This is a genomic window from Rhizobium sp. BK316 (assembly GCF_014193695.1).
Classification (GTDB): domain Bacteria; phylum Pseudomonadota; class Alphaproteobacteria; order Rhizobiales; family Rhizobiaceae; genus Rhizobium.
In genome coordinates this window covers 619785-643415 of sequence record NZ_JACHZR010000002.1, presented here as the reverse complement: position 1 = coordinate 643415, position 23631 = coordinate 619785, and the positions used below count along the sequence as shown (strand labels likewise).

The following is a 23631-nucleotide window of genomic DNA, read 5'->3' as shown; positions in this document are numbered from 1 at the left end:
TGTTTTGATCGGTGAATAAAAATGGCCCCGAAAACGGGGCCATTTGCATTGCGAATGGAAGGCTGGAATCAGGCGGCGCGGTAGATGTGCATGTCGCTGCCGCCGTCGATCTTGAACTGCTGCACGAGATGCAGCAGCGCATCCGCCTCGTTTGCCAGCTCGCGGCTTGCGGCAGTGGTTTCTTCTACCATCGCAGCGTTCTGCTGGGTCATCTGGTCCATCTGGTTGACGGTGGAATTGACCCCCTGCAGCGCGCTCGACTGGTCGTGGCTGGCGCGGGCGATCATTTCGACGTGCTGGCTGATCGTCACGATCTGGGCGCTGATCTTGGCGAGAACCGTTCCGGTTTCCTGTACGAACTGCGAACCGGAATTGACCTCGTTCGTTGACTTGTTGATGAGACCCTTGATCTCCTGCGCGGCAGCGGCAGAGCGCTGGGCAAGCTCGCGGACTTCCATGGCGACGACGGCGAAGCCCTTGCCGGCTTCACCGGCACGGGCGGCTTCGATGCCGGCATTGAGTGCCAAAAGGTTGGTCTGAAAGGCGATCTCGTCGATGACGCCGATGATCTGCTCGATCTGGCGCGACGCATCCTCGATGCGTCCCATGGCGTCGATCGCATTGTTGACGACGACAGCCGAGTCATCGGCACTGCGCTTGGCCTGACGGACGATCTGGTCGGCATCCTTGGCGCGCTCGGCAGACGAGCGGACGGTGACGGTAATCTGGTCGACGGCGGCGGCGGTTTCTTCCAGCGACGCGGCCTGCTGCTCAGTGCGCTTGGAGAGATCCTCGGCGGACTGGGCCATCTGGTTGCCGTTGCCCTGGATCATCTGCACGTTGTCGCGGATCTGGCTCATCGTGGCCTGAAGGCGCATCATCGAGCCGTTGAAATCCTGACGGAGTTGTTCGAGGCGACCGATGAAGGGCGTATCGATCGTCGTCGAGATATCGCCCTGAGACATGCGCTCAAGACCGGCGGCAAGCTGGTTGACGGCATATTCGATCTGCCTGTCCATCTCGCGCTTTTCAGCATCGTTGCGCTGGCGTTCATGCTCGGCGGCCTGACGCTCTTCGTCACTCTGCTCCTCGATACGGATCTTGGAGATGGCATTTTCCTTGAAGATGCCGAGCGCGCGAGCAATATCGCCGATTTCATCGGAACGCTTCTCGCCGGAGATGTTGGTGTCGAGCGCACCTTCCGCAATGCGGCGCATGGCTGCGGTGATCTGGGCGATCGGCCGCTGCAGCGTCAGCACCAGCGCAATGCCGCCGATGATGGACACCAGGATGCCGAGCGCAGTCGTGCCGACGGAGATGCTGTTGGCCTGATCGCGCTCTGTACCGGCGGTCTGCTTCTGCACTTCCGCGAAGCTCGTCAATTGGCGCCAGACGCCATCAAGCTGCTGTCGTGCTGCGGCATAATCGGTCGTGCGCTGATTGATCACATCGACGAGGGACTGTGCGCCCTTGTCCATCGAGACGAGAGCCGGCGAAATCGCGTCGACAATGTCCCCGGCGAAATTCATACCCTTGGCACTTGCCTGAAGGGTGTTCAGCATGGTGTTGAGCGTGGCGATTTCCTGGTTCAGACGAACGCGATTTTCCTTGTTCGGCTTGGCATTGAAATCGGCAAGCACGAGCTGCAGCGAATAGATGGAGCTTTCAAGGCGCCGCGTATCCTCCAACACCGAGTTGGTCTGGGCGATGCGGCTGTCGAGCTCCACGAAGGTCGTCGTTGCCTCGCGCATCATCTGCGTGGCGGTGAGCTGCGTGTAAGTCGACATCTGGCGGAAGCGGGAAACGAGACGACCAAGGTTGGCAACGCCCTCATCCGTGCCGGCATCGGGTGCTGCCGCCTGAGCTTTCAGATCGCTGACGGTCTGCGCCATCGACTGCGTCATGCTCTTCTGGTTCTGCGGTACGGAGATCTCGATCATGCGCTGCGCCTTGATGATCTGAGGCAGCGCATCGGTCACGACCTTCAGCTTGTCAGGCGAAGTCTGCGCCTTATTGAAATCATTCATGGCGGCTGCAAGCGTATCGCCGCCCTTCAGCAGACGATCAGCAGCGCGCAGCGTTGCCGTCGCGTTGCCTTCGTCGGTGCGGACGTTCTCTTCCAACTGCTTGGCGTCGTAGCTGACGTTGAAGCGGTTGGTGATCATCACTTTCTGGGCGTCGTCGATCTGCTTGCGGAGGGCCACTTCCTGCTCGTGCAGGGTCCAGAGCTTGCCGACCGTATCCGAAATGCCGTTCGTGCCCTCGATGGCAGCCTGCAGGTTGTCATGACCGGCATTGTCGCCGATCTGCGCCATGGTGGCGTTCAGCGTCTGCCCCTGGGTCTTGATATCGGCGTAGAGCTTGTCGCGCGCCTGCTCGTTGGTCGTCTGCAGGAAGTCGTCCATCGACGCGTAGAGATCCTTGAACCCGCTCAGCGACTGGAGAACGCTGTTGGAAATCTCCATCCGGCCCTGCAGCAGACCGGAGGCATAAAGACCAGTCAGACCGACGGCGGAAATGGTGATGACGAATGGCAGAACAAAAATCAGAACCTTGGTCTGAATCTTGAAACGAGAAAGAATCTTGTCAATGAACATGGCGCGCCGTGCCTTTCATACACCACTCCTCCCGCCGGCAGCCTTCTGGCGCCAGCCGGGTGCATATCGAGCTGATCTACTAACAGTTGGGAAAACCCTGGAGCGGGCGGCAATCATTGCCAGTTCATCTCCGGCAAGACCGGAAACACCCAAATATTCGTCTACAATGTGTCGGATTATATATTAATTTTCGGATAAGCGATGAGAGCGCGTTAGCCGTGATCGCACAATAGTTGCAAATTGCACGGTGCGGAATCGCGATATATCAGTCGCGAAACCGAGCATTTCCATTTCAAGCTGCGAAAAGATCAGATGAAGTGGGAAAGAAGAACAGCAATGCTGGCGGCGGTCGCGCCGGCGGCGAGCATCAGATAGCGCAGAGTTACGAGCTTTGCATCAGGCTTTGCCTGGGCGATTGCGATGGCGCGGGCGCGTCGAGTGTTTCTGTTCATTGCGAAACCTCACTTCTGTCTAAATACAACAATCCAACAAAACAGCTTGCCGGTAAAGCTTAATTTAGGAACGGCTTTGCCAACCTGCCATTGAGACAGGATGGCGCAGCCAACCTTAAGAAGTCTTGAATCGCCCAAAAGGTTTCGCGTCTATAAATATTAGCGTTTACAATGTCTCACCGGCCGCAAAACCGGATGCCCAGGCCCACTGGAAATTATAGCCGCCGAGCCAGCCGGTCACATCCACGCATTCGCCGATGAAATAAAGACCGGGAACGGCCTTGGCCTGCATGCTGCGGGAATCGAGCGCCGTGGTGTCGATGCCGCCGAGCGTGACTTCCGCCGTGCGGTAGCCTTCGGAACCGGAGGGCCTGACGGACCAGTTCTGCGCCGCGTCGGCAAGCCGGGTCAGCAGCTTGTCGGAGAGGTCGGCCATATTGCCGCCGATCGCCTCGCGTTCGACGATATATTGCGCCAGGCGCTTCGGCAGGATTTCGCCGAGTGCGGTCTGCGCCGACTGGCGTCCGTTCGTCTGCTTGGCCTTCTTCAGATGGGCGGCGATATCGACATCCGGTTCGATATCGATCGTGATGGCATCGCCTTCCCGCCAGTAGGAGGAAATCTGCAGGATGGCGGGGCCACTGAGACCGCGGTGGGTGAAGAGCAGGGCTTCGCGGAAAGCGGTCTTTCCGTGGCGGATCTCGGCTGGCGCGGAAATGCCTGACAGTGGCGCGATGCTTTCAAGCAGGATCGGGTCGAGCGTCACGGGCACGAGGCCGGGGCGCGTTTCGGTGAGAGCAAGACCGAACTGCTCGGCAATGCGATAAGCAAAGCCTGTCGCCCCCATCTTGGGAATGGATTTTCCACCGGTTGCGATGACGAGCGAGGAAGCTTCGAAGAGGCCTTCCGATGTGGAGACACGGAAGCCGCTTTCGGTCTTCTCCACGCCCGAGATTTCGATGCCGAGATGCCAGGCGGCACCCGCCGCGCGCATCTCGTCGAGCAGCATGAAGATGATGTCCTTGGCGCTGTTATCGCAGAAAAGCTGGCCAAGCGTCTTCTCATGCCAGGCGATCCCGTGACGATCCACCATGGCGATGAAATCGGCCGGAGTAAAACGGGCAAGCGCCGATTTGCAGAAATGCGGGTTGGCGGAGAGGAAGTTCTTCGGGCCGGCGTTGATATTGGTGAAGTTGCAGCGGCCGCCGCCGGAGATGCGGATCTTCTCACCCGGCGCGCGGGCGTGGTCGAGCACGGTGACAGAACGGCCGCGCTGCCCGGCGCGGATGGCGCACATCATGCCCGCGGCACCCGCCCCGATGACGATTACATCGCTCTTGCGCTGCAAAATCCGTTTTCCCTGCTGAAATCGCGTCTTCTTTTTCCATCAAAGGGCTGATGTCAACGCCTTCCACCCCCTCGCCAATTGCCAAACTCCGGTTATGATGGCGTTACGATCAACACAAACCGGTGTGTCATGTCCCCAAAAAAGACGACGCTGAAGCCTGCCAGAAACGTACCCGCCTCAAAGAAATCCCCTCCCGATCCCGGATCTCTGCGCGGTGTTGCGAATTGGAAGGAAGCGGCGCAGTGGCTGAGGGCACGCGGGATCGAAGACATCGAATGCATCACGCCGGACCTTGCCGGCGTGCCGCGCGGCAAGATGATGCCGTCCTCCAAGTTTACCTCCAACACGTCGCTCGCACTGCCTTCGGCGATCTACCGCCACACGATATCAGGTGAATATCCCGAGGAAACCGAGAGCTTCCGCTACGAGCCGCGCGATAGCGACCTGAAGCTCGTGCCCGACCTTTCCACCCTATCCGTAGTACCTTGGGAAACCGACCCGACCGCGCAGGTCATCTGCGACATCGTCAATTCCGACGGACAGGAAGTTCCCTACACGCCGCGCAACGTCTTGAAGCGCATTCTCAGCCTCTATGCCGAACGCGGTTGGAAGCCGATCGTGGCGCCGGAAATCGAATTCTACCTGGTCGCCACGAATGACGACCCGGACTATCCGCTGCATCCGCCGAAGGGTCGTTCGGGTCGTTCGATCCTCGGCGGCCAGGGTTATTCGATCGCCGGCATCAACGAGTTCGACGAACTGATCGACGACATCTACCACTTCTCGGAAAAGCAGGGCCTCGAGATCGATACGCTGATCCACGAGGAAGGACCGGCGCAGCTCGAAATCAACCTCCGTCACGGCAATCCGATCGAACTTGCCGACCAGGTGTTTCTCTTCAAGCGCACGATCCGCGAGGCGGCACTGAAGCACGATATCTACGCGACCTTCATGGCAAAGCCGATGCAGGGGCAGCCGGGTTCGGCGATGCATATCCACCAGTCCGTGGTGGACATCAACACCGGCAAGAACGTCTTCTCGAACAATGACGGTTCGGCCTCGAAGGAATTCTTCCACTTCATCGGCGGCATGCAGAAATACGTGCCGAGCGCGCTTGCCATGCTGGCACCCTATGTGAACTCCTACCGCCGCCTGCAGCCGGACATGTCCTGCCCGGTCAACAATGCCTGGGGTTACGACAACCGCACGACGGCCTTCCGCGTGCCGGTTTCCGATCCGCAGGCGCGGCGCGTGGAAAACCGCCTGCCGAGTTCGGATGCCAATCCCTATCTGGCGCTTGCCGCCTCGCTGGCATCCGGCCTACTCGGCATCCAGAGAGAGATCGAGCCGACGGCGCCGACCGAGGATTCGGCCAATGAAGGCTCTATCGACCTGCCGCGCGGCCTTCTTGAAGCCGTGGCGCTGCTTGAAGACGAGCCGGCTTTCGAAGAAGTCTTTGGCGCAGAGTTCATCGGCCTTTATGCCGGCGTGAAGCGGGGCGAATTCGAAACCTTCATGCAGGTGATCAGCCCCTGGGAGCGGGAATTCCTCCTTCTGAACGTGTGAGGGACCGCCATGACGAAAGAGACATGGCAAAGCCCCATCGCACCCGGTGTATCCTGGTATCAGGCAACAGTTGACGAGCGCCCGGACTATCCGGCGCTCGACGGCTCAAGGCAATGTGACGTCGCTATTATCGGCGGCGGTTATACGGGTCTGCAGGCCGCCTATAATCTCGCCAAAGCCGGGGTCTCCGTGACGCTCATCGAGGCCAACAGGCTCGGCGACGGCGCCTCGGGACGCAATGGCGGGCAACTTGGCACCGGTCAGCGCTGGTGGCCGGAAGAGCTGGAAAAGGAGATCGGTTACGAGCGCTCCAAGGCGCTTTTCGGTCTCGCCGAGGACGGCAAGCGGCATCTCATGGATTTTGCGACCGAACACCAGATCGACTTGGATTATGTGCCCGGCCAGCTCAATGTCGCTCACAAGGAAAGCTACAAGCGGGAATATTACGAGAATGCGGAGATCGCGGCCCTCCGCTACGATTACCCGCATATTCGCTTCATGGACCGTGAGGAAACGCAGGAGCGGCTCGGCTCCAAACGCTTCTATTGCGGCGTTCGCGATACCGGCACCGGCCATATCCATCCGCTGAAGCTGCTGGTCGGCCTTGGCCGGGTGGCTGCCAATGCCGGCGCCGATATTTTCGAAATGACCAGGGCAAAGTCGATCGGTCAGGGCAGCGGCAGAGTTATCATCGAAACCGAACGAGGCACGATCACCGCCGACCGGGCGCTGATTGCCTGCAACGGGTATATCGGCAATCTGGAACCGGTCACAGCAAGCCATGTGATGCCGATTCGCTCCTTCATCGGTGCGACCGTGCCGCTTGAGCGGTTTCCCAATGTGTTGCCGGGCGGCGAGGCGGTGGCGGATTCGCGCTTCGTGGTGCGCTATTTCCGCAAGTCGAAGGACGGGCGGCTGCTCTTCGGCGGGCGCGAGGCTTATACTTCGGACAATCCGCGGGACATTACGCAACATATCCGCCGGCAGATCGCCGAAATCTATCCCGCCTTGAAGGATATCGAAATCACCCATGCCTGGGGTGGCTCGGTCGGCATCACCATGCCGCGCCAGCCTTTCGTGCGCGAGGTGATGCCTGGCGTGACCTCGATCGGCGGTTATTCCGGCCACGGCGTCATGCTGTCAAATTACTGTGGCAAGCTCTACGCAGAAATGGTGCTGGGAAAATCGGCCGATCTCGATCTCTTCAAGGCGCTCGATATTCCCGCCTTTCCGGGCGGCGCGCGCATGCGGGCGCCGCTGCTTTTCCTTGCCCTGTCGTGGTTTGCCCTCCGCGACAAGTTTTAGTTCGATTGCGGATTTCCTCTCCGGGAAATTCGCTTTAAAACCGATGACCGACAGATTCATTGCACCGCACACTGGCTTTTTTAAATCGATTAGATTAAAACGGCCGCCAACCAAGCCTGATTGAGAGACAAGCTCATGAGCAGCCAGATCATTCCCGTTGAGCCTTTTGATTACGTCGTCTTCGGCGGCAGCGGCGACCTTGCCGAGCGCAAGCTTCTGCCCGCGCTGTATCATCGCCAGATCGAAGGCCAGTTCTCGGAACCGACCCGCGTCATCGGCGCTTCGCGCAGTCCGCTTTCGCATGAGGAATATCGCAAATTCGCCAAGGACGCGCTCAAGGAGCACCTGAAGAAGGGCGAATATGACGAAGCCGAAGTCGAGAAGTTCTGCGCCCGTCTCTACTACGTTTCCGTAGATGCCCGCACCGACACCGGTTGGGATCATCTGAAGAAGCTGCTCGACGACGGCAAGGACCGCGTGCGCGCCTTCTATCTCGCCGTCGCTCCGGGCATCTTCGGCGACATCGCGCAGAAGATCCACGAGCACAAGCTGATTACCAAATCGACCCGCATCGTCGTCGAAAAGCCGATCGGCCGTGATCTGGCTTCGGCCCTGCAGCTCAACGACAATATCGGCCGCGTCTTCAAGGAAGAGCAGATCTTCCGCATCGACCACTATCTCGGCAAGGAAACGGTGCAGAACCTGATGGCGCTGCGCTTCGCCAACGCGCTCTATGAGCCGCTGTGGAACGCCAATTATATCGACCACGTGCAGATTACCGTTGCCGAATCCGTCGGCCTGGAAGGCCGCGCCGGTTATTACGACACGGCCGGCGCACTGCGCGACATGGTGCAGAACCACATCCTGCAGCTTCTCTGCCTCACCGCGATGGAAGTCCCCTCCTCCATGGATTCGGAAGCCGTTCGCGATGAAAAGCTGAAAGTTCTGCGCGCGCTGAAGCCGATCAATGCTTCCAATGTCGAGCAGGCGACGGTTCGCGGCCAGTACCGCGCCGGCGCTTCCGGCAGCGGCCCGGTCAAGGGCTATCTGGAAGAGCTGGAAGGCGGCGTTTCGAACACGGAAACCTTCGTCGCCATCAAGGCCGAGATCAACAACTGGCGTTGGGCTGGCGTTCCCTTCTACATCCGCACCGGCAAGCGTCTCGCCGGTCGCGTTTCGGAAATCGTCATCACCTTCAAGTCGATCCCGCACTCGGTCTTCGACCAGGCCGCCGGCCGCATCAGCCAGAACCAGCTGATCATCCGCCTGCAGCCGGACGAAGGCGTCAAGCAGTCGCTGATGATCAAGGATCCGGGTCCGGGCGGCATGCGCCTGCGCAACGTCTCGCTCGACATGAGCTTCGCCCAGGCCTTCAACGTCCGCAATCCGGACGCCTACGAGCGCCTCTTGATGGACGTCATCCGCTCCAACCAGACGCTGTTCATGCGCCGCGACGAAGTCGAGGCCGCATGGCAGTGGGTCGACCCGATCCTCAAGGGTTGGGAATCGACCGGCCAGCAGGTGCAGGGTTATACGGCCGGCACCTGGGGTCCGAGCCAGGCCATCGCGCTGATCGAACGCGACGGCCGCACCTGGCACGACGACATCTAGTCCAAGGGTCTGAAGATATGGCATCGACACTGCATTCCTTCGCAAACGCCGCCGAACTCGCCGCCAACCTTGCAGACAAGGTTTCCGGCGCCCTTTCGGCAGCTATCGCAGCCCGTGGAGAGGCAAGCATTGCCGTTTCCGGCGGTTCCACGCCGAAGGCCTTCTTTCAGGCGCTTTCGACGCGTAATATCGACTGGGCCAAGGTGACGATCACGCTTGTCGACGAACGCTTCGTACCTGCCGACAATCCGCGCTCGAACCATCTGCTGGTCGATGCCAATCTTCTCCAGAACAAGGCGAAGGCGGCGCGTTTCGTGCCGCTTTACCAGCCGGCGGCCTCGGTCGAGGAGGCTGCAAAGCTTGCGACGGCAAAGAGTGCGGAGATCGGCATCCCCTTCGATGTCGTCATTCTCGGCATGGGCGGCGACGGCCATACGGCCTCATTCTTCCCGGGCGGCAACAATCTGAGCGTCGCGCTCGACGCAAAGACGCCGCGTGGCATCATCACCATGGACGCGGAAGGGGCCGGCGAACCGCGCCTGACCTTCACCTTCTCCGCTCTCGAAGATGCCAAACTGCTCATTCTCCACATTGAGGGCGAAGGTAAAAAAGACGTTCTCGCCAAGGCAGAAGGTACAGGCGAAGAGGCAGAAATGCCGATCCGCGCCATTCTGCGCCGGGCCACTTCCCCGGTCGAGATTTACTGGGCTCCCTGATACGGCCTGACAGGCCGCCGGAGCCGGCGAACAGATACAGACGAACCAGAACAAGGCAGGGATTTTCCATGTCCGCTCACGCACGCATTGCTGCGATTACGAATCGCATTGTCGAACGCTCGAAGCCGACCCGCGAGCGCTATCTGGAGCGCCTGCGCGCTGCCGCCTCTCAAGGCGTCAACCGTTCGGTTCTCGGCTGCGCCAATCTCGCCCACGGCTTCGCCGTCTGTTCCCCCGCCGAGAAGGATGCACTTGCGGGCGACCGCGTGCCCAATCTCGGCATCATCACCGCCTATAACGATATGCTCTCGGCTCATCAGCCGTTCGAGACCTATCCGGCTGTTATCCGCGAGGCGGCGGCGCAGGCCGGCGGTATCGCCCAGGTTGCCGGCGGTGTGCCGGCCATGTGCGACGGTGTCACCCAGGGCCAGCCCGGCATGGAGCTGTCACTGTTTTCGCGCGACCTGATTGCCATGGCGGCCGGTGTGGGCCTGTCGCACAACATGTTCGATGCCGCCCTCTTCCTCGGCGTCTGCGACAAGATCGTGCCCGGCCTCGTCATTGCTGCGCTTTCCTTCGGCCACCTGCCGGCGATCTTCATTCCGGCCGGCCCGATGACCTCGGGCCTGCCGAACGACGAGAAGTCACGCGTGCGCCAGCTCTTTGCCGAGGGCAAGGTCGGCCGCGCCGAGCTGCTGGAAGCCGAATCCAAGTCCTATCACGGCCCCGGCACCTGCACTTTCTACGGCACGGCCAATTCCAACCAGATGCTGATGGAGATCATGGGCTTCCATATGCCGGGCTCCTCCTTCGTCAATCCCGGCACGCCGCTGCGCGAAGCGCTGACGCGCGAGGCAGCCAAGCGGGCGCTCGCCATTACCGCGCTCGGCAACGAATTCACACCGGCCGGCGAGATGATCGACGAACGCTCTGTTGTCAACGGCGTTGTCGGCCTGCATGCGACCGGCGGATCGACGAACCACACGATGCACCTCGTCGCCATGGCGCGCGCCGGCGGCATCGTGCTGACCTGGCAGGACATTGCCGAGCTTTCGGAACTGATCCCGCTGCTCGCCCGTGTCTATCCGAACGGTCTTGCAGACGTGAACCACTTCCAGGCGGCCGGCGGCATGGGCTTCCTCATCAAGGAACTGTTGAAGCAGGGACTCGTGCATGACGACGTGCGCACCGTCTTCGGCCAGGGTCTCGAAGCCTATACGGTCGATGCACAGCTCGGCGAAAACGGCGCGGTCGTGCGTCAGCCTTCGCCGGAGAAGAGCCACGATCCGAAGGTGCTCGCCAGCATCGAGGCGCCCTTCCAGGCAAATGGCGGCTTGAAGATGCTGCGCGGCAACCTCGGCAAGGCGGTCATCAAGATCTCCGCGGTCAAGGCCGAGCGCCACATCATCGAAGCACCGGCTGTTATCTTCCACAGCCAGCAGGAGCTGCAGGACGCCTTCAAGGAAGGCAAGCTGAATCGTGACTTCGTTGCCGTCGTGCGCTTCCAGGGACCGAAGGCCAACGGCATGCCGGAATTGCACAAGCTGACCCCACCACTCGGCGTACTGCAGGACCGCGGTTTCCGCGTGGCATTGCTCACCGACGGGCGTATGTCCGGCGCATCCGGCAAAGTGCCGGCGGCGATCCATGTCACGCCGGAAGCCGTCGATGGCGGGCCGATCGCGCGTATCAAAGACGGCGATATCATCCGTCTCGACGCCATCAGGGGTACGCTTGAAGTTCTGGTCGATGCCGCCGATATGGCCGAACGCGAACCTGTGACCATCGATCTCTCGGACAATGAATTCGGCATGGGCCGCGAGCTCTTCGCGCCGTTCCGCCATGCGGTCGGCCCGTCCGACCAGGGTGCCAGCGTGCTCTTCCACGCCCACTGACATCCCCTCATCGATGCAAAAGAAAAACCCGCGGCCGGAACCGCGGGTTTTTCATATCCAGCGAGACGCGAGACTGTTACGCGCGGATATCGAGGACATAATCCTTGTGAGCCGGGTGCGTGCTGTAGACGAAGATCTTGTTCAGCTCCTTCTGCGTCAGCAGGCGCAGGAAGCGAACTTCGATCGTGTTGTTCGGGAAGGTCTTCATCAGCAGGCAACCCACCTTGGTAATGCGGGCGTCCGGAATATCCAGATAGAACTGCTTCGGCAGCGTATACTGCGTGAGGATCGCGAGGATCGCGCTGCTCATGGATATACGGACGATATCGCAGCGGCGCGAGGCGGCGTGCATGACGCCCTTTTCCGTATATTCGATGCGCGCCGCGTTCATCGTGTCTTCCATCTTGAACCGCGATTCGCGGTCGTACATGAAAGATTCTTCCTTCGCCAGGAAGTGCGATTTCGGAGGTGTTGGATTCGATGCGGCCATGGCCTTAGTCCCCTCAGTCTTGATTGGGAAAAGGCTAGCACCGCATGTTTAACAGAAAGTGAGAATCCTCCCTCTCCACAGCCTCAGGAAGAAGGATTCCACCAAAAATGGATGGTCATTTCTTAGATTCTGTCTTGGCTAGCTTGCAGCATTCTATTGGGTCAAAACGGAATCGGATGTTCGAACGGCTGGCGGGGGTAGAGTGCTGAAGGTTCTGCAAATTTCCTAAAGAGGGCGGCCATGGCAGACTGGTGATGTTCAACGTCACCTATTCCCCGGAGGGAAAGGCGCCATGACCAAGACCGATGGTAAGACAGCCAGTGCCTCGGCATGACGGCCGTCAGGGAGGCGCAACCGACTGCCTCCGCCCGTGCGCTCAGCTTTTACACCTTCGCCGGCGGAAAGCCCGTTTAACGATACGATCGTGAATAATAGTCATTCATAAGTTGCATTGCGCATGCTATCTCCGGTAGTCCAAATAAAGCATCTCATCCGTAGCGCAGGAGAAAATTCATGACTGGACTGCAAACTCTTCACGATAAAAAGCCCGCAACTGGCGGCGAACAACTCAGCCGTCAGGAGCGGCGATGCCTCCAACTCTACTTGAATGGACTCAAGGATGCGGAGATCGCAAGGAGGCTGGGCCTTTCGATACATACCGTACGCATGCATCTCACCCGCGCACGTCAGCGCTTACGCGCTCAGTCAAGAGTTGAGGCTGCCGCCAAAGCTCTCAGAAGCGGAATGATACACGCCAGCTTTCTACTTCTACTGAATTTATCGTTTTCTGTTGGCACGATCCTCGACGAAATAAGTCCTGTGATTTGATGAACGGAAGAATGAAATCCCAAATTTCGGAGAAACCCATTTTTGAGAAAATCTCACTTAGCGTATAAAATCATACAATTAACCTCGAAAATACATGACTCCTCATAGATTGCATGCCAGAAAGATTCGCCTAAAGATTTAATTCTACCTCAAAGAGGAATGAGAATTTCGGGGACGGGCATGCCAATTCACGATCGCGAAGTTCCCGGCGGAGCTCTCGGAATCCTTTCATGGCCTATTGCCGGCGCAGCGGTCTTTTCGGGAATCATCAATATTCTCGGCTTCACAGCTCCGCTTTTCATGCTGGAGGTTTACGACCGCGCCATCCCGAGCGGTAGCATCCCCACCCTGATCGCCTTGATGCTACTTGCCGGCGGTCTTTATGTTTTTTCAGGTCTTCTCGACATCATCCGCGGCCGCGCGATGAATCGCATCGCCGGGACGCTGGATGCGAAGCTCACGCAGCGCGTATTTGCCATCGTTGCAGGATCGCCATTGCGTCTACGCAATGGCGGCGATGCGTTGAGACCTGCCCAGGAAGCCGACCAGATACGGGCTTTTATGGCCGGTCCCGGCCTTGCCGCCCTTTTCGATCTCCCCTGGATCCCCGTGTACCTCTCCGTCTGCTTCTTGTTACATCCAACGATCGGATGGCTTGCCGCTGGCGCCATGATCGTTCTGACAGGGCTGACCGTTCTGACAGATTGGCGAACCCGCTCGTTGACGAGACAGGCCGCGACAGCCGTCGCGCGGCGTAACCGCTTTGGCGAAGCCTCGCACGCCAATGCGGAGGCAATGGCCGCAATGGGAATGACGAGCCGGGCCGCGACGCGATGGGATGAGGCACACCGACATTACACGACTATCCAGCGTCAGATAGGCGATATCGCCGGTCTGTTTTCGGGGATGTCGAAAACTGTACGTTACATTGTTCAATCAGGGTCGCTGGCGCTCGGCGCTTATCTGGTGATCCAGGGAGACATGTCGGCTGGATCAATCGTCGCTGCCTCGATTATCGTCTCCCGCGCGCTATCGCCGATCGAACAAGTCATCGGCAACTGGAAAGGCCTCTTGGCCGCACGGCAGGCTTGGCTTCGGCTGAAAGAGGCGATGCTCTTGTTTCCCCAGGAGCAATCACGGACCACGCTTCCTCCTCCGTCGTCGTCGCTCACGGTTGATGCGGTTTTCACGTCGCCGCCCGGCGACCGCCGCATGACCGTGCAGAGCGTGACGTTTCGCGCTGATCAAGGAACGGTTGTCGGTATCATCGGACCGAGCGCTTCCGGAAAATCGACGTTGGCACGGGCGATCACAGGCGTTTGGCCCTTGGCACGGGGAGCCGTCCGTCTGGATGGCGCAAGCCTTGATCAATGGCCGGATGACGAACGTGGCAGGCATATTGGCTATATGCCTCAAAGCTCCAATCTCCTTCCCGGTACCATCGCGGACAATATTGCGCGCCTGGAACCTGAGCCGGACCACGCTGCGATTGTCGCAGCAGCTCAGGCCGCCGGTGTCCATGACATGATTGTCAGACTTCCGAACGGTTATGAGACAGAGGTCGGCGATGGCGGTCTCAATCTGTCGGGCGGCCAGCGCCAGAGAATTGCGCTCGCTCGCGCTCTCTATCGCGACCCTTTCCTGGTCGTGCTGGACGAGCCGAATTCTAACCTTGACGGAGAAGGCGATATTGCCCTTGCCAAGGCCATAGCAGGCGTCCGCGCCCGCGGCGGGATCGTGCTGATCGTCGCTCATCGAAGCAATATTCTCGCGCTCGTTGACCTTCTGCTCGTCATGGAAAACGGCGTCGCAAAGGGTTTCGGACCTCGTGATGCGATTCTCAAATCGATCCAGCAACGTCAACCAAAGCCGCTGCGTTCAGCCCCCGGCCCGGCCTTGACGCTCATTGATGGCGAGGGGGCATAAGATATGCGTGGCGTTACGCGGCTCGGTACCATCTCCCACCGCCCGAAACCAGACGATGTTCATTCCCTCTCGCGGTCGCTGCGTCGGCATCTGGTCGCCGGCCTCGCCACGGTCGGCCTCCTATGCGGTGGGCTCGGTGGCTGGGCGGCGACGACGGAACTTTCCGGCGCCGTAATCGCCTCGGGGCGTCTCGTCGTTGAAGGCAACGTGAAGAAGGTTCAGCATCAGGTTGGGGGCACTGTCGCCGAACTACTGGTACGGGAAGGGCAAGTCGTCGAGGCCGGCGAAGTTGTCGTTCGCCTCGACGCCACGGTCACGCGCTCCAACCTTGCGGCCGTCTCCGCCAGCCTGAATCAGCTTTATGCGCGCAAGGCCCGTCTCAAGTCCGAACTTGACGGAGTTTGGCATGTGGAGACCCCGCTGGAGTTGCATCAGCGGCTTTCGCCCGAACAGGCCGAAGCCGCAATGGCGACGGAACGGAGAGTGTTTCAGGACCGCGCCGCGGCACGTGACGGGCAGAAGGCGAGATTGCGCGAACAGACCGCACAACTCCGGGAGCAGATCTCCGGGCTGGATATGCAGCAGCAAGCCAAAACACGAGAGATCGCGCTCATTGGCAAGGAGCTGGAGGGTCAACGCCGACTCTTTGACATGGGCCTCACCTCGATGAACCGGGTCAACAGCCTCGAACGCGATGCCACGCGGCTTGAGGGCGAGCGCGGCCAGCTCATCGCATCAATCGCAGCGACGAAGGGCCGTATCGCTGAAATCGAGTTGCAGTTGCTTCAGGTCGATCAAACCATGCGGGCGGACGTGGCAACCGAGTTGCGGGACATCGAAAGCAAAGAATCCGAGTTGATCGGGCAAGAAGTGGCTGCGCTCGACCAGCTCAAGCATATCGATGTAAAGGCGCCGATCGCAGGCACCGTCCATCAACTCTCGGTTCATACCATCGGTGGCGTCGTTACTCCGGCCGAGACGCTGATGGAGATCGTTCCGCGCGAAAGCCTGCTTACAGTTGAGGCCAGAATCCCCCCTCAGGACATCGACCAGGTCGCACCGGGCCAGCCCGCAACCCTCAAATTCACGGCGTTCAACAGGAACACGACACCTGATCTGAGAGGTTCCGTCCTGCGGGTTGCGGCGGACCTAGAGACCGATGACAGGACGGGCGTCAGCTTCTACCGGGCGGCTATTTCCATTCCGGCATCAGAACTGAGCCTCCTTCATGACTTGAGGCTCATACCGGGCATGCCCGTAGAAGCCTTTGTCCGGACCGACGATCGTACCGTGGTGTCGTATCTCATCAAGCCAATTCGCGATCATGCCGCTCGCGTCTTCCGCCACGATTAGCCAATCGGCTGTCCCGGCAGTGGGATAGCCCCAAAATATCCGAGCGAGGAAATATCTCTTCGCAACGATGAGCAGGGCTGTCGATGCCCATCCCAAACTTCAAGGAGTAAGAAAGAATGGCATATATAACCGGCACAAATAGTGCGAATTCACTTTCGGGAACGAGCAGCCCGGACCTGATCTATGCCTATAACGGCAACGACACGGTTTTCGGCGGCGACGGCGGCGACTATATCAATGGCGGGCGCGGGAACGATAACCTCTATGGTGAGCTCGGCGATGATATCTTTGAGATCGGAGGTTCCGGCAGCGATATGGACCTCAGCCCCGCAGGCGGCCTCAACAACGGTTGGGACAACTTCTTCGGGGGGGACGGCTATGACACGATCCGTATCTTGCCGACGTCCGGCTATTCCTGGACGGCGATCATGGTCAATTCGCTCAGCAGCATCGAGGCGCTCGACAATACCAGCGGCGGTCCCGGCTATGTCTTCTTCCAGGGCACGGTTGATTTCTCGTCCGTCGTTTCGATGACCAACATCACCCAGATGCAGGGCACGATCGGCAATGAAACCTACATCGGCGGAGGGCTCGCTGAAACGGTGTTCGGCGACGCCGGCAACGATACGTTGAGGGGCAATGGCGGCGATGACTACCTTTCCGGCGACGACGGGAATGACAAACTTTACGGCGGCATCGGGAATGATGACCTGCATGGTGGAAACGGCACGGACGAGTTCTGGTTCCAGGTCGGCGAAGGCACCGATATCATCTATGACTATGTGGATGGGGTAGACAAGATCGGCGTCGGAACGTCCATAGCAGGGATCAACCTGTACAACTACAATGGATCAGCGTTGCTTGAATTCGTCGCCACAGGCGCTGCATCCACCTTCGCGCTGCTGAATGGTGTAGCCCCAACCGCAATCGACGGTACGGATTTCCTGTGGGCTTGAAGTGATGGAGAGGTCGCCGCCAATAAGGTTTTGGCGGCGACTTTTATTCGCGCGGCGATTGCATATCAATATTATATTAATGTTGCCGTTGCATTCTGACGATACTTAATGACTCACGTTCGTCATGATGACGATCTCCAACGCCGCCTCATGAGGGGGTGCTCAACAGAGAGGACATCATGGTTTCCGTTTTATCTTCCACGGCTTCCGGCAATTCAACGGCGCTAGCCCTGCTTAAGGGTTCCGCCAAGTCGGCAGCGGCAGCTACAAAGCAGTCAGCCGCCAGCCAGATTCTATCATCCATTTCTGACGTGCGTCCCGATCCGCTAAAGCAGGCCGAAGACCAGATCACCAGCATTCTGCTTCAGAATGGCGGACGGTTCATCGTCGGCGGTGTGTTCTCGAACATTACCGGCACCGACAAGGACGACGTTATACGGGCCGGGCCGAACAGCTCGGTGAATGCTGGCGCCGGCGACGACGATATCAGCGGCAGCTTTCTCATGAATATCAACGGCGGAGCAGGCAATGATAGGATTTCTGTCGGCTCCGGTAGCACGGTCGATGGCGGCGACGGCGATGACACGCTCTTTATCGGGATCAGCAACACCGTGAACGGCGGTGCCGGCGACGATACGATCTCCGCCGGGATTGGAAACACGATAGTTGCCGGAGCCGGTAACGACAAAATCACGATTGGCGGCAATCAGGCAAATCTTGGCTCTACTGTCAAATTTGCAATCGGAGATGGACAAGACTCCATTACTCTTCTGCGATCGTCGTCGACCCTCGAACTGGGCGAAGGCTTCACTGCGGCAAACACCAAGGTGACGATCAGCGACAACAAGGCAACGATCTCATTCGACGGCAACGAGAACGATGGGATCTCGGTCGATTTCTTCCTGGGCAGTGCGCTGACACTGTCCTTTGCCGATGGCAGCACCGTGGAGGTCAAGCCTGCCGAAACGGCGCCCAGCTTAGTGTCATCATACGGAAAAATTTGACGAAGAAGTTCGCTGACAAGGTGATGCGCCGCAAAAGAAGCGGCGCAACATCCCTAAAGCCGGTATGGCTTTCCTATAGTTCAACGATATGGTGGAACAAGGTTCGGAATAAGTAACTCCCCACTGGAAAGGCCCGGCGCGAACCACGCCGGTGATCGGGAAATGCGACCCAAGCCCTCTCCTCGCCTATAAGGATCTCACTCATCTCGAACGCAGGTGACGAACCCGATCTATCCGCCTTCAGCCGGCGTGCGTTGTAGCCTAGATCTATGGCCAAGCCGACGGTTGATCAGGCGGCCCGCTTCAGTCAACCCTCCCGCAGGTTTGCGCAGCAAATCTGCAAGACTTTGAAACGCCGGACGCACATGTCGCTTCGCCATGCGAAGTGGTGCGGCCGGTGGGCCAAGCATCTTTCCGCCAGGATTAAAGGCTATCGGCTCGGACCTACCTTGAGGTATGCCCTTTTCGATCAGCCTTTGCCCTGACGAAACCATGCTCCGGCAGAATGCCGCAATCTAACCAGGAAAAGCTCTATAGGTGTGACCCGCCGCGTCGAAGAGGTGCAGCTTTTGCCTGTCGGCGACGAAATGCATCTTCTGGCCCCTCTTCACGTCATAGATGCCGGGCAGCTTGACGATGATCGGCTCCCCTTGAACAAGACCTTCGATATAGAGAAGCGTCACTTCGCCGAGCGCCTCGACGATCGAGACTTCACCTTCAAATAGGTAATCCTCGTTGGGATCCGCGACGCGCAAATCCTCCGGGCGAACGCCGAAGCTTGCCTGCTTGCCCTTCTCGGAAGCCGCTGTGGCAATATCGAGCGTCACAGACTTTCCGCCAGTCAGCGTCACCGTCGTGTTCTCACCGGCGTCGGTGATCGTTGCGGGGATGACGTTCATGGCTGGAGAGCCGATGAACTTGGCAACGAAAAGGTTCGCCGGGCGCTCATAAAGCTCCAGCGGCGCGCCGACCTGCTCAATATTGCCGGCCGAGAGAACGACGATGCGGTCCGCGAGCGTCATCGCCTCGACCTGGTCGTGTGTGACATAGATCATCGTCGTGTCGGCCATCTGCTCGTTGAGCCGCGCGATCTCGATGCGGGTCGCAACGCGCAGTGCCGCATCGAGGTTCGAGAGCGGCTCGTCGAAAAGGAAGACCTTCGGGTTGCGGCAGATGGCTCGGCCGATCGCCACGCGCTGCCGCTGGCCGCCGGAGAGTGCCTTGGGCAGGCGGTCGAGATATTTTGTCAGTTGCAGGCTGTCTGCTGCTGCCCGCACGCGGCGGTCGATCTCCTGCTTGCTTTCGCCCGCGATTTTCATGCCGAAGGCCATGTTGTCGAAGACCGTCATGTGCGGATAGAGCGCATAGGATTGGAACACCATGGCGATGCCGCGCTTGGAGGGCGGCACGTCGTTGACCAGCATGCCGTCGATATACATCTCGCCGCCGGTGATGTTTTCCAGGCCGGCGATCATCCGCAGAAGCGTCGACTTGCCGCAGCCGGAGGGGCCGACGAAAACGATGAATTCGCCCTGGTTGATTTCCAGGTCGATGCCGTGGAGCACGTCCACGGAGCCATAGGATTTGCGGATATCCTTAAGCGTCAGTCCAGTCATTTTCCTCTCCCCTCCTGATCCTTAAGCGAGGCGGGCGAAATACGCCCCCCAAGCCGGAATATCGATCCTGTCGCCGTAATTGTTGCTGTTAAAGCCGTGGCCCGTCAAAGCCTGCCATTCGCCCGCAGGCAGGGTGACACTGGCTTCTGCCGGTCCCATGTTGAAGATGCAGAGCAGCGTCTCATTGCCGTATTCGCGCGTGAAGATCAGTGCGTCATCCTGCGGATCCTCGAACTCGATCTCGCCCTTGGCGAAAGCCGGGTACAGCTTGCGGAAGGCGATGAAGCGGCGGTAGTGTTCGAGCACGGAATTCTCGTCGCCCTGCTGCACACTGACGGCGCGCAATATGTGTTCGACCGGCACCGGCAGCCAGGGTTTCACCGTCGAAAAGCCGCCCTGGGCAACCTGGCTGTCCCAGACCATTGGTGTGCGGCAACCGTCACGGCCCTTGAATTCGGGCCAGAACTGGATGCCGTAGGGATCCTGCAGGTCCTGATAGGCGAGATCGGCTTCGGTGAGGGCAAGCTCTTCGCCCTGATAGAGGCAGACCGAACCGCGCAGCGTCATCAGCAGCGACGCATAGAGCTTGGCGAAGGCATCGTGATCGGCAACCAGCGAGCCCCAGCGGCTGACATGGCGCATGACGTCATGATTCGAGAAGGCCCAGCAGGCCCAACCATCGGGAGCCGCCGCACCAAAATCCTTCATGACTTCCTCAACGCGCTCCGGCGTGAGCGGATCGGGCGCCAGGAATTCAAAGGCGTAGCACATATGCATCTTGTCGTTGCCGGACGTATATTCGCCGACGATTTCGAGACCCCGCTGACTGTCACCAACTTCGCCGACCGCAGCGATTGCCGGAAACTCCTCGAGAACCGCGCGGAAACGCTTCAGGAATTCGAGGTTTTCCGGGCGGTTCTTGTCGTAGAGGTGCTCCTGGAAGTTATAGGGGTTCACGGCCGGAGCCGTCGACGCATTGCGGCGTTCCGGAGCGAGCGCCGGATTGTCGCGCAAGAGCTTGTCGTGAAAATAGAAGTTGATCGTATCGAGGCGGAAGCCATCGACGCCACGCTTCAGCCAGAACCGGACGACATCGAGCAGTCGGTCCTGCACTTCCGGATTGTGCAAGTTCATGTCCGGCTGCGAGGTCAGGAAGTTGTGCATGTAATACTGCATGCGCGTTGGATCCCACGCCCATGCGGAGCCGCCGAAGATCGACAGCCAGTTGTTCGGCGGCGTGCCATCCGGCTTGGCGTCGGTCCAGACATACCAATCGGCCTTGGCATTGGTCTTGCTCGAGCGGCTTTCGACAAACCATGGATGCTGGTCGGACGAGTGCGAGATGACAAGGTCGATCATCACGCGGATACTCAGGCGATGGGCTTCAGCAATCAGCGTGTCGAAATCGACAAGCGTGCCGAAGATCGCATCGACGTTTTCGTAGTCCGAAACGTCGTAACCGAAGTCCCGCATCGGCGAGGTAAAGAAGGGCGAAATCCAGATCGCGTCAGCCCCGAGGCTTGCCACATGCGGCAGGCGGGCGGTGATGCCCTTGAGGTCGCCGATGCCGTCACCGTTCGAATCCTGGTAGGAGCGCGGATAGATCTGATAGATCACCGCGCCGCGCCACCAGTCCTTGTCGGCGGTCAGAATGGATTGGGAAGCCACGCTCATGGAATATCCTGTTTGAAATTACGTCTTGGGATGGATCAGCCTCCCTTGACCGATCCCGCCAGCAGGCCGCGCACCAGATAGCGCTGCAGCCCGAAGAAGACGAGCAGCGGTATGATGATGGTGACGAAGGCTGACGCCGTCAGGATTTCCCAGTTGCCGCCGCGTGAGCCGAGCAGCGCATTCAGCGCTCCCGTCAGCACGAGGTGATCCTTGTCGGTGCCGAGGAAGACCATGGCGACGAGCAGGTCGTTCCACACCCACAGGAACTGGAAGATCGCGAAGGAGGCGAGCGCGGGGAAGGACAGAGGCAATACGATGCGCGTGAAGATCTCGAAGTCGCTGGCGCCATCGACGCGGGCGGATTCGATGATCTCCTTGGGCAGGCCGGCAATATAGGCCCGGAGCAGATAGATGGCGAGCGGCATGCCGAAAGCCGTATGTGCCAGCCAGATGCCGGGATAGGTCTTCGACGGCTGGCCGATCGCTGTGCCGATCTCGTTATAGAGGCGCAGCAGCGGGATGAGCGACATCTGCAGAGGCACGACGATGAGGCCGACGACGAGTGCAATCAGCAGCGCGCGGCCCGGAAACTCCATCCAGCTCAGCGCATAGGCTGCGAAGGCGGCGATCAGGATCGGGATGATGGTCGCCGGAATGGTCACCGTCAGCGAATTGATGAAGGACTGACCGATGCCCTCGCTCGTCAGAACGGTTTTATAGTTCGCCAGTGTGAATTCCGGCGGAGCCGATGCCGCGACATAGATGCGACGCGGGCGTTCGTCGGGCGCGAAGGCGACATTCTTCATGTAACGGTAGCTGCCGTCGCTGTTGATGAGCAGGCTTGCGCCGTCACCGAGATCGGCGGTCTGACCGGCCTCGAAGGCCGAAGGCTGTTGCACGCGTATGCCGAAGGCCTTGACCGAGCGGCCCGGCTGGTCTGCCAGCACATTGCCTGTGATAACGAAGATATCGCCTTCCTGCTTCTGCTGGTCGGGCGTGCCGAGGCGTGCGGCCACAGTCTGCGTGGAGCCGGCAAAGGCGGTCCACCAGCCGGAAACGGTGATCTGATCCCTGTCGCGCAGCGCGCTGACGAAGATGCCGAGTGTGGGTACCAGCCAGACGATGACGATGACGAGAACACAGAAGTGGACGAAAAGACGGGCGGGTCCGATCTTGAAGTAGCGCGTGGCTGTCGTCATCTCAGCGTCCCCTCAGTTCGGCATTGGCACGGCGCACGTTCCACACCATGATCGGCGTGACGGCGAGCATGATGATGATGGCGATGACAGCGCTTCGGCCGGAATCGCCGCCGCCGCGGAATAGCCAGTTGAACATCAGGTTCGCCAGCACCATGGTCTGCCACTGACCGTTGGTCATGGTGAGCACGATGTCGAAGACCTTGAGGACGAGGATGGTGATGGTCGTCCAGACGACGGCGATCGTACCCCAGATCTGCGGCACCATGATGCGCCAGAAGATCTGCCAGCCATTGGCGCCGTCGATGACAGCAGCCTCGATCGTCTCTTCCGGGATGCCGCGCAGGGCGGCCGAGAGGATGACCATGGCAAAGCCGGTCTGGATCCAGACCAGGATCACCATCAGGAAGAAATTGTTCCAGAAAGGAACGGAGATCCAGACCTCCGGCGTGCCGCCGAATGTCTGGACGATGGCATTCAGGAGGCCGATCTGCACATCGTTGCCGCCGCGGTATTCGTAGATGAACTTCCAGATGACGGAAGCGCCGACAAAGGAGATCGCCATCGGCATGAAGACGATGCTCTTGGCGATATTGCCCCACCAGATGCGGTCGGTCATCACGGCGATGACGAGGCCGAAGAAGGTGCAGCAGGCGGGCACGACGGCTAGCCAGAGAATGTTGTTGAAGATCGACTGGCGGAATTCGCGGTCGTTCAAGGCCCACAAGTAATTCGTCGCGCCGACGAACTCGTTGCCCGACCGGTCGTAGAAGGACAGAATGAAGGTCGCGACAACAGGATAGACGAGGTAGACGATCAGCAGGAAGAGCGCCGGGAAGAGAAACAGCCAGGGGCGGATCATCGCGCGCCGGTTCAGATTGCGCGAGGCCTGACGGATATCTCCGTCCTTCACCGGCAAGGCGAGATCGAGGATCTTGTTCGAGAAAAAGAAATAGGCCGAGCATGCAAAAACGGCGGCGACCACGACGCCCAAAGCGGACACTATCTGCAACAGCATTTCGTCCCTCCCCTGCTTCCCTGTCTTATTTTGAAGGGTTAACGCCGGATACCGTCAATAGAGCTTGTGTGTTTGACCAC

At 59.4% G+C, this 23631-nt stretch carries 17 protein-coding genes and 1 pseudogene; 10 read left to right on the top strand and 8 right to left on the bottom strand.

Features of this window, described 5'->3' with window-relative positions:
- Window positions 1-68: 68 nt before the first annotated feature.
- The 3 genes and pseudogenes from FHT87_RS11695 to FHT87_RS11685 form a co-directional block, all read right to left on the bottom strand.
- A complete protein-coding gene (locus tag FHT87_RS11695; RefSeq protein ID WP_183801933.1) occupies window positions 69-2597 on the bottom strand; it encodes a HAMP domain-containing methyl-accepting chemotaxis protein in 2529 nt (842 codons plus the stop codon).
- Window positions 2598-2905: 308 nt separating this feature from the next.
- A complete protein-coding gene (locus FHT87_RS11690) occupies window positions 2906-3049 on the bottom strand; it encodes a hypothetical protein (RefSeq protein ID WP_183728701.1) in 144 nt (47 codons plus the stop codon).
- 166 nt (window positions 3050-3215) lie between these two features.
- Window positions 3216-4437, bottom strand: a pseudogene (locus FHT87_RS11685) (NAD(P)/FAD-dependent oxidoreductase).
- 89 nt (window positions 4438-4526) lie between these two features.
- Between FHT87_RS11685 and FHT87_RS11680 the strand changes: the two are divergent.
- The 5 genes from FHT87_RS11680 (at window position 4527) to edd (ending at window position 11490) form a co-directional block, all read left to right on the top strand.
- Window positions 4527-5963: a glutamine synthetase family protein gene (locus tag FHT87_RS11680; RefSeq protein WP_183801930.1), complete on the top strand. Its 1437-nt coding sequence runs from the start codon at window positions 4527-4529 to the stop codon at window positions 5961-5963.
- Between the two features lie 9 nt (window positions 5964-5972).
- The gene (locus FHT87_RS11675) at window positions 5973-7268 is read left to right on the top strand and encodes an FAD-binding oxidoreductase (RefSeq protein WP_183801927.1); all 1296 of its coding nucleotides are present in this window, start codon (window positions 5973-5975) and stop codon (window positions 7266-7268) included.
- Window positions 7269-7403: 135 nt separating this feature from the next.
- Window positions 7404-8879 carry a glucose-6-phosphate dehydrogenase gene (gene zwf, locus FHT87_RS11670; RefSeq protein ID WP_183728688.1) on the top strand — a complete coding sequence of 492 codons (1476 nt, stop codon included), beginning with the start codon at window positions 7404-7406 and terminating at the stop codon, window positions 8877-8879.
- A gap of 17 nt (window positions 8880-8896) precedes the next feature.
- A complete protein-coding gene (gene pgl, locus FHT87_RS11665) occupies window positions 8897-9595 on the top strand; it encodes a 6-phosphogluconolactonase (protein ID WP_183801924.1) in 699 nt (232 codons plus the stop codon).
- 68 nt (window positions 9596-9663) lie between these two features.
- Window positions 9664-11490 carry a phosphogluconate dehydratase gene (gene edd / locus FHT87_RS11660; protein WP_183801921.1) on the top strand — a complete coding sequence of 609 codons (1827 nt, stop codon included), beginning with the start codon at window positions 9664-9666 and terminating at the stop codon, window positions 11488-11490.
- Between the two features lie 76 nt (window positions 11491-11566).
- Here edd and FHT87_RS11655 read toward each other — a convergent pair whose 3' ends face one another.
- Entirely contained in the window at window positions 11567-11980 is a 414-nt protein-coding gene (locus FHT87_RS11655) for a hypothetical protein (RefSeq protein WP_183728680.1), read from the bottom strand.
- Window positions 11981-12493: 513 nt separating this feature from the next.
- On the opposite strand from FHT87_RS11655, the gene FHT87_RS11650 reads away from it, so the two are divergent.
- The 5 genes from FHT87_RS11650 (at window position 12494) to FHT87_RS11630 (ending at window position 18047) form a co-directional block, all read left to right on the top strand.
- Window positions 12494-12808, top strand: a complete 315-nt coding sequence (locus FHT87_RS11650) for a helix-turn-helix transcriptional regulator (RefSeq protein WP_183728677.1) — start codon at window positions 12494-12496, stop codon at window positions 12806-12808.
- Window positions 12809-12988: 180 nt separating this feature from the next.
- Complete coding sequence (locus tag FHT87_RS11645; RefSeq protein ID WP_183728674.1) at window positions 12989-14734, top strand: type I secretion system permease/ATPase; 1746 nt, start codon at window positions 12989-12991, stop codon at window positions 14732-14734.
- A gap of 3 nt (window positions 14735-14737) precedes the next feature.
- A complete protein-coding gene (locus FHT87_RS11640) occupies window positions 14738-16087 on the top strand; it encodes an HlyD family type I secretion periplasmic adaptor subunit (RefSeq protein ID WP_183728671.1) in 1350 nt (449 codons plus the stop codon).
- Between the two features lie 116 nt (window positions 16088-16203).
- Window positions 16204-17043: a hypothetical protein gene (locus tag FHT87_RS31405; protein ID WP_183728668.1), complete on the top strand. Its 840-nt coding sequence runs from the start codon at window positions 16204-16206 to the stop codon at window positions 17041-17043.
- Window positions 17044-17222: 179 nt separating this feature from the next.
- Window positions 17223-18047, top strand: a complete 825-nt coding sequence (locus tag FHT87_RS11630; protein WP_183728666.1) for a calcium-binding protein — start codon at window positions 17223-17225, stop codon at window positions 18045-18047.
- 515 nt (window positions 18048-18562) lie between these two features.
- On the opposite strand, the gene ugpC is transcribed toward FHT87_RS11630, so the two are convergent.
- The 4 genes from ugpC to FHT87_RS11610 are packed head-to-tail and all read right to left on the bottom strand — an operon-like array spanning window position 18563 to window position 23551.
- The gene (ugpC, locus tag FHT87_RS11625) at window positions 18563-19663 is read right to left on the bottom strand and encodes a sn-glycerol-3-phosphate ABC transporter ATP-binding protein UgpC (RefSeq protein WP_183728663.1); all 1101 of its coding nucleotides are present in this window, start codon (window positions 19661-19663) and stop codon (window positions 18563-18565) included.
- A gap of 21 nt (window positions 19664-19684) precedes the next feature.
- Window positions 19685-21337, bottom strand: a complete 1653-nt coding sequence (locus tag FHT87_RS11620; protein ID WP_183801918.1) for an alpha-glucosidase — start codon at window positions 21335-21337, stop codon at window positions 19685-19687.
- Window positions 21338-21372: 35 nt separating this feature from the next.
- Window positions 21373-22536, bottom strand: a complete 1164-nt coding sequence (locus FHT87_RS11615) for a carbohydrate ABC transporter permease (RefSeq protein ID WP_183801916.1) — start codon at window positions 22534-22536, stop codon at window positions 21373-21375.
- A 1-nt stretch (window position 22537) separates the two neighbouring features.
- Window positions 22538-23551: a sugar ABC transporter permease gene (locus FHT87_RS11610; protein WP_183801913.1), complete on the bottom strand. Its 1014-nt coding sequence runs from the start codon at window positions 23549-23551 to the stop codon at window positions 22538-22540.
- Between the last annotated feature and the right edge of the window lie 80 nt (window positions 23552-23631).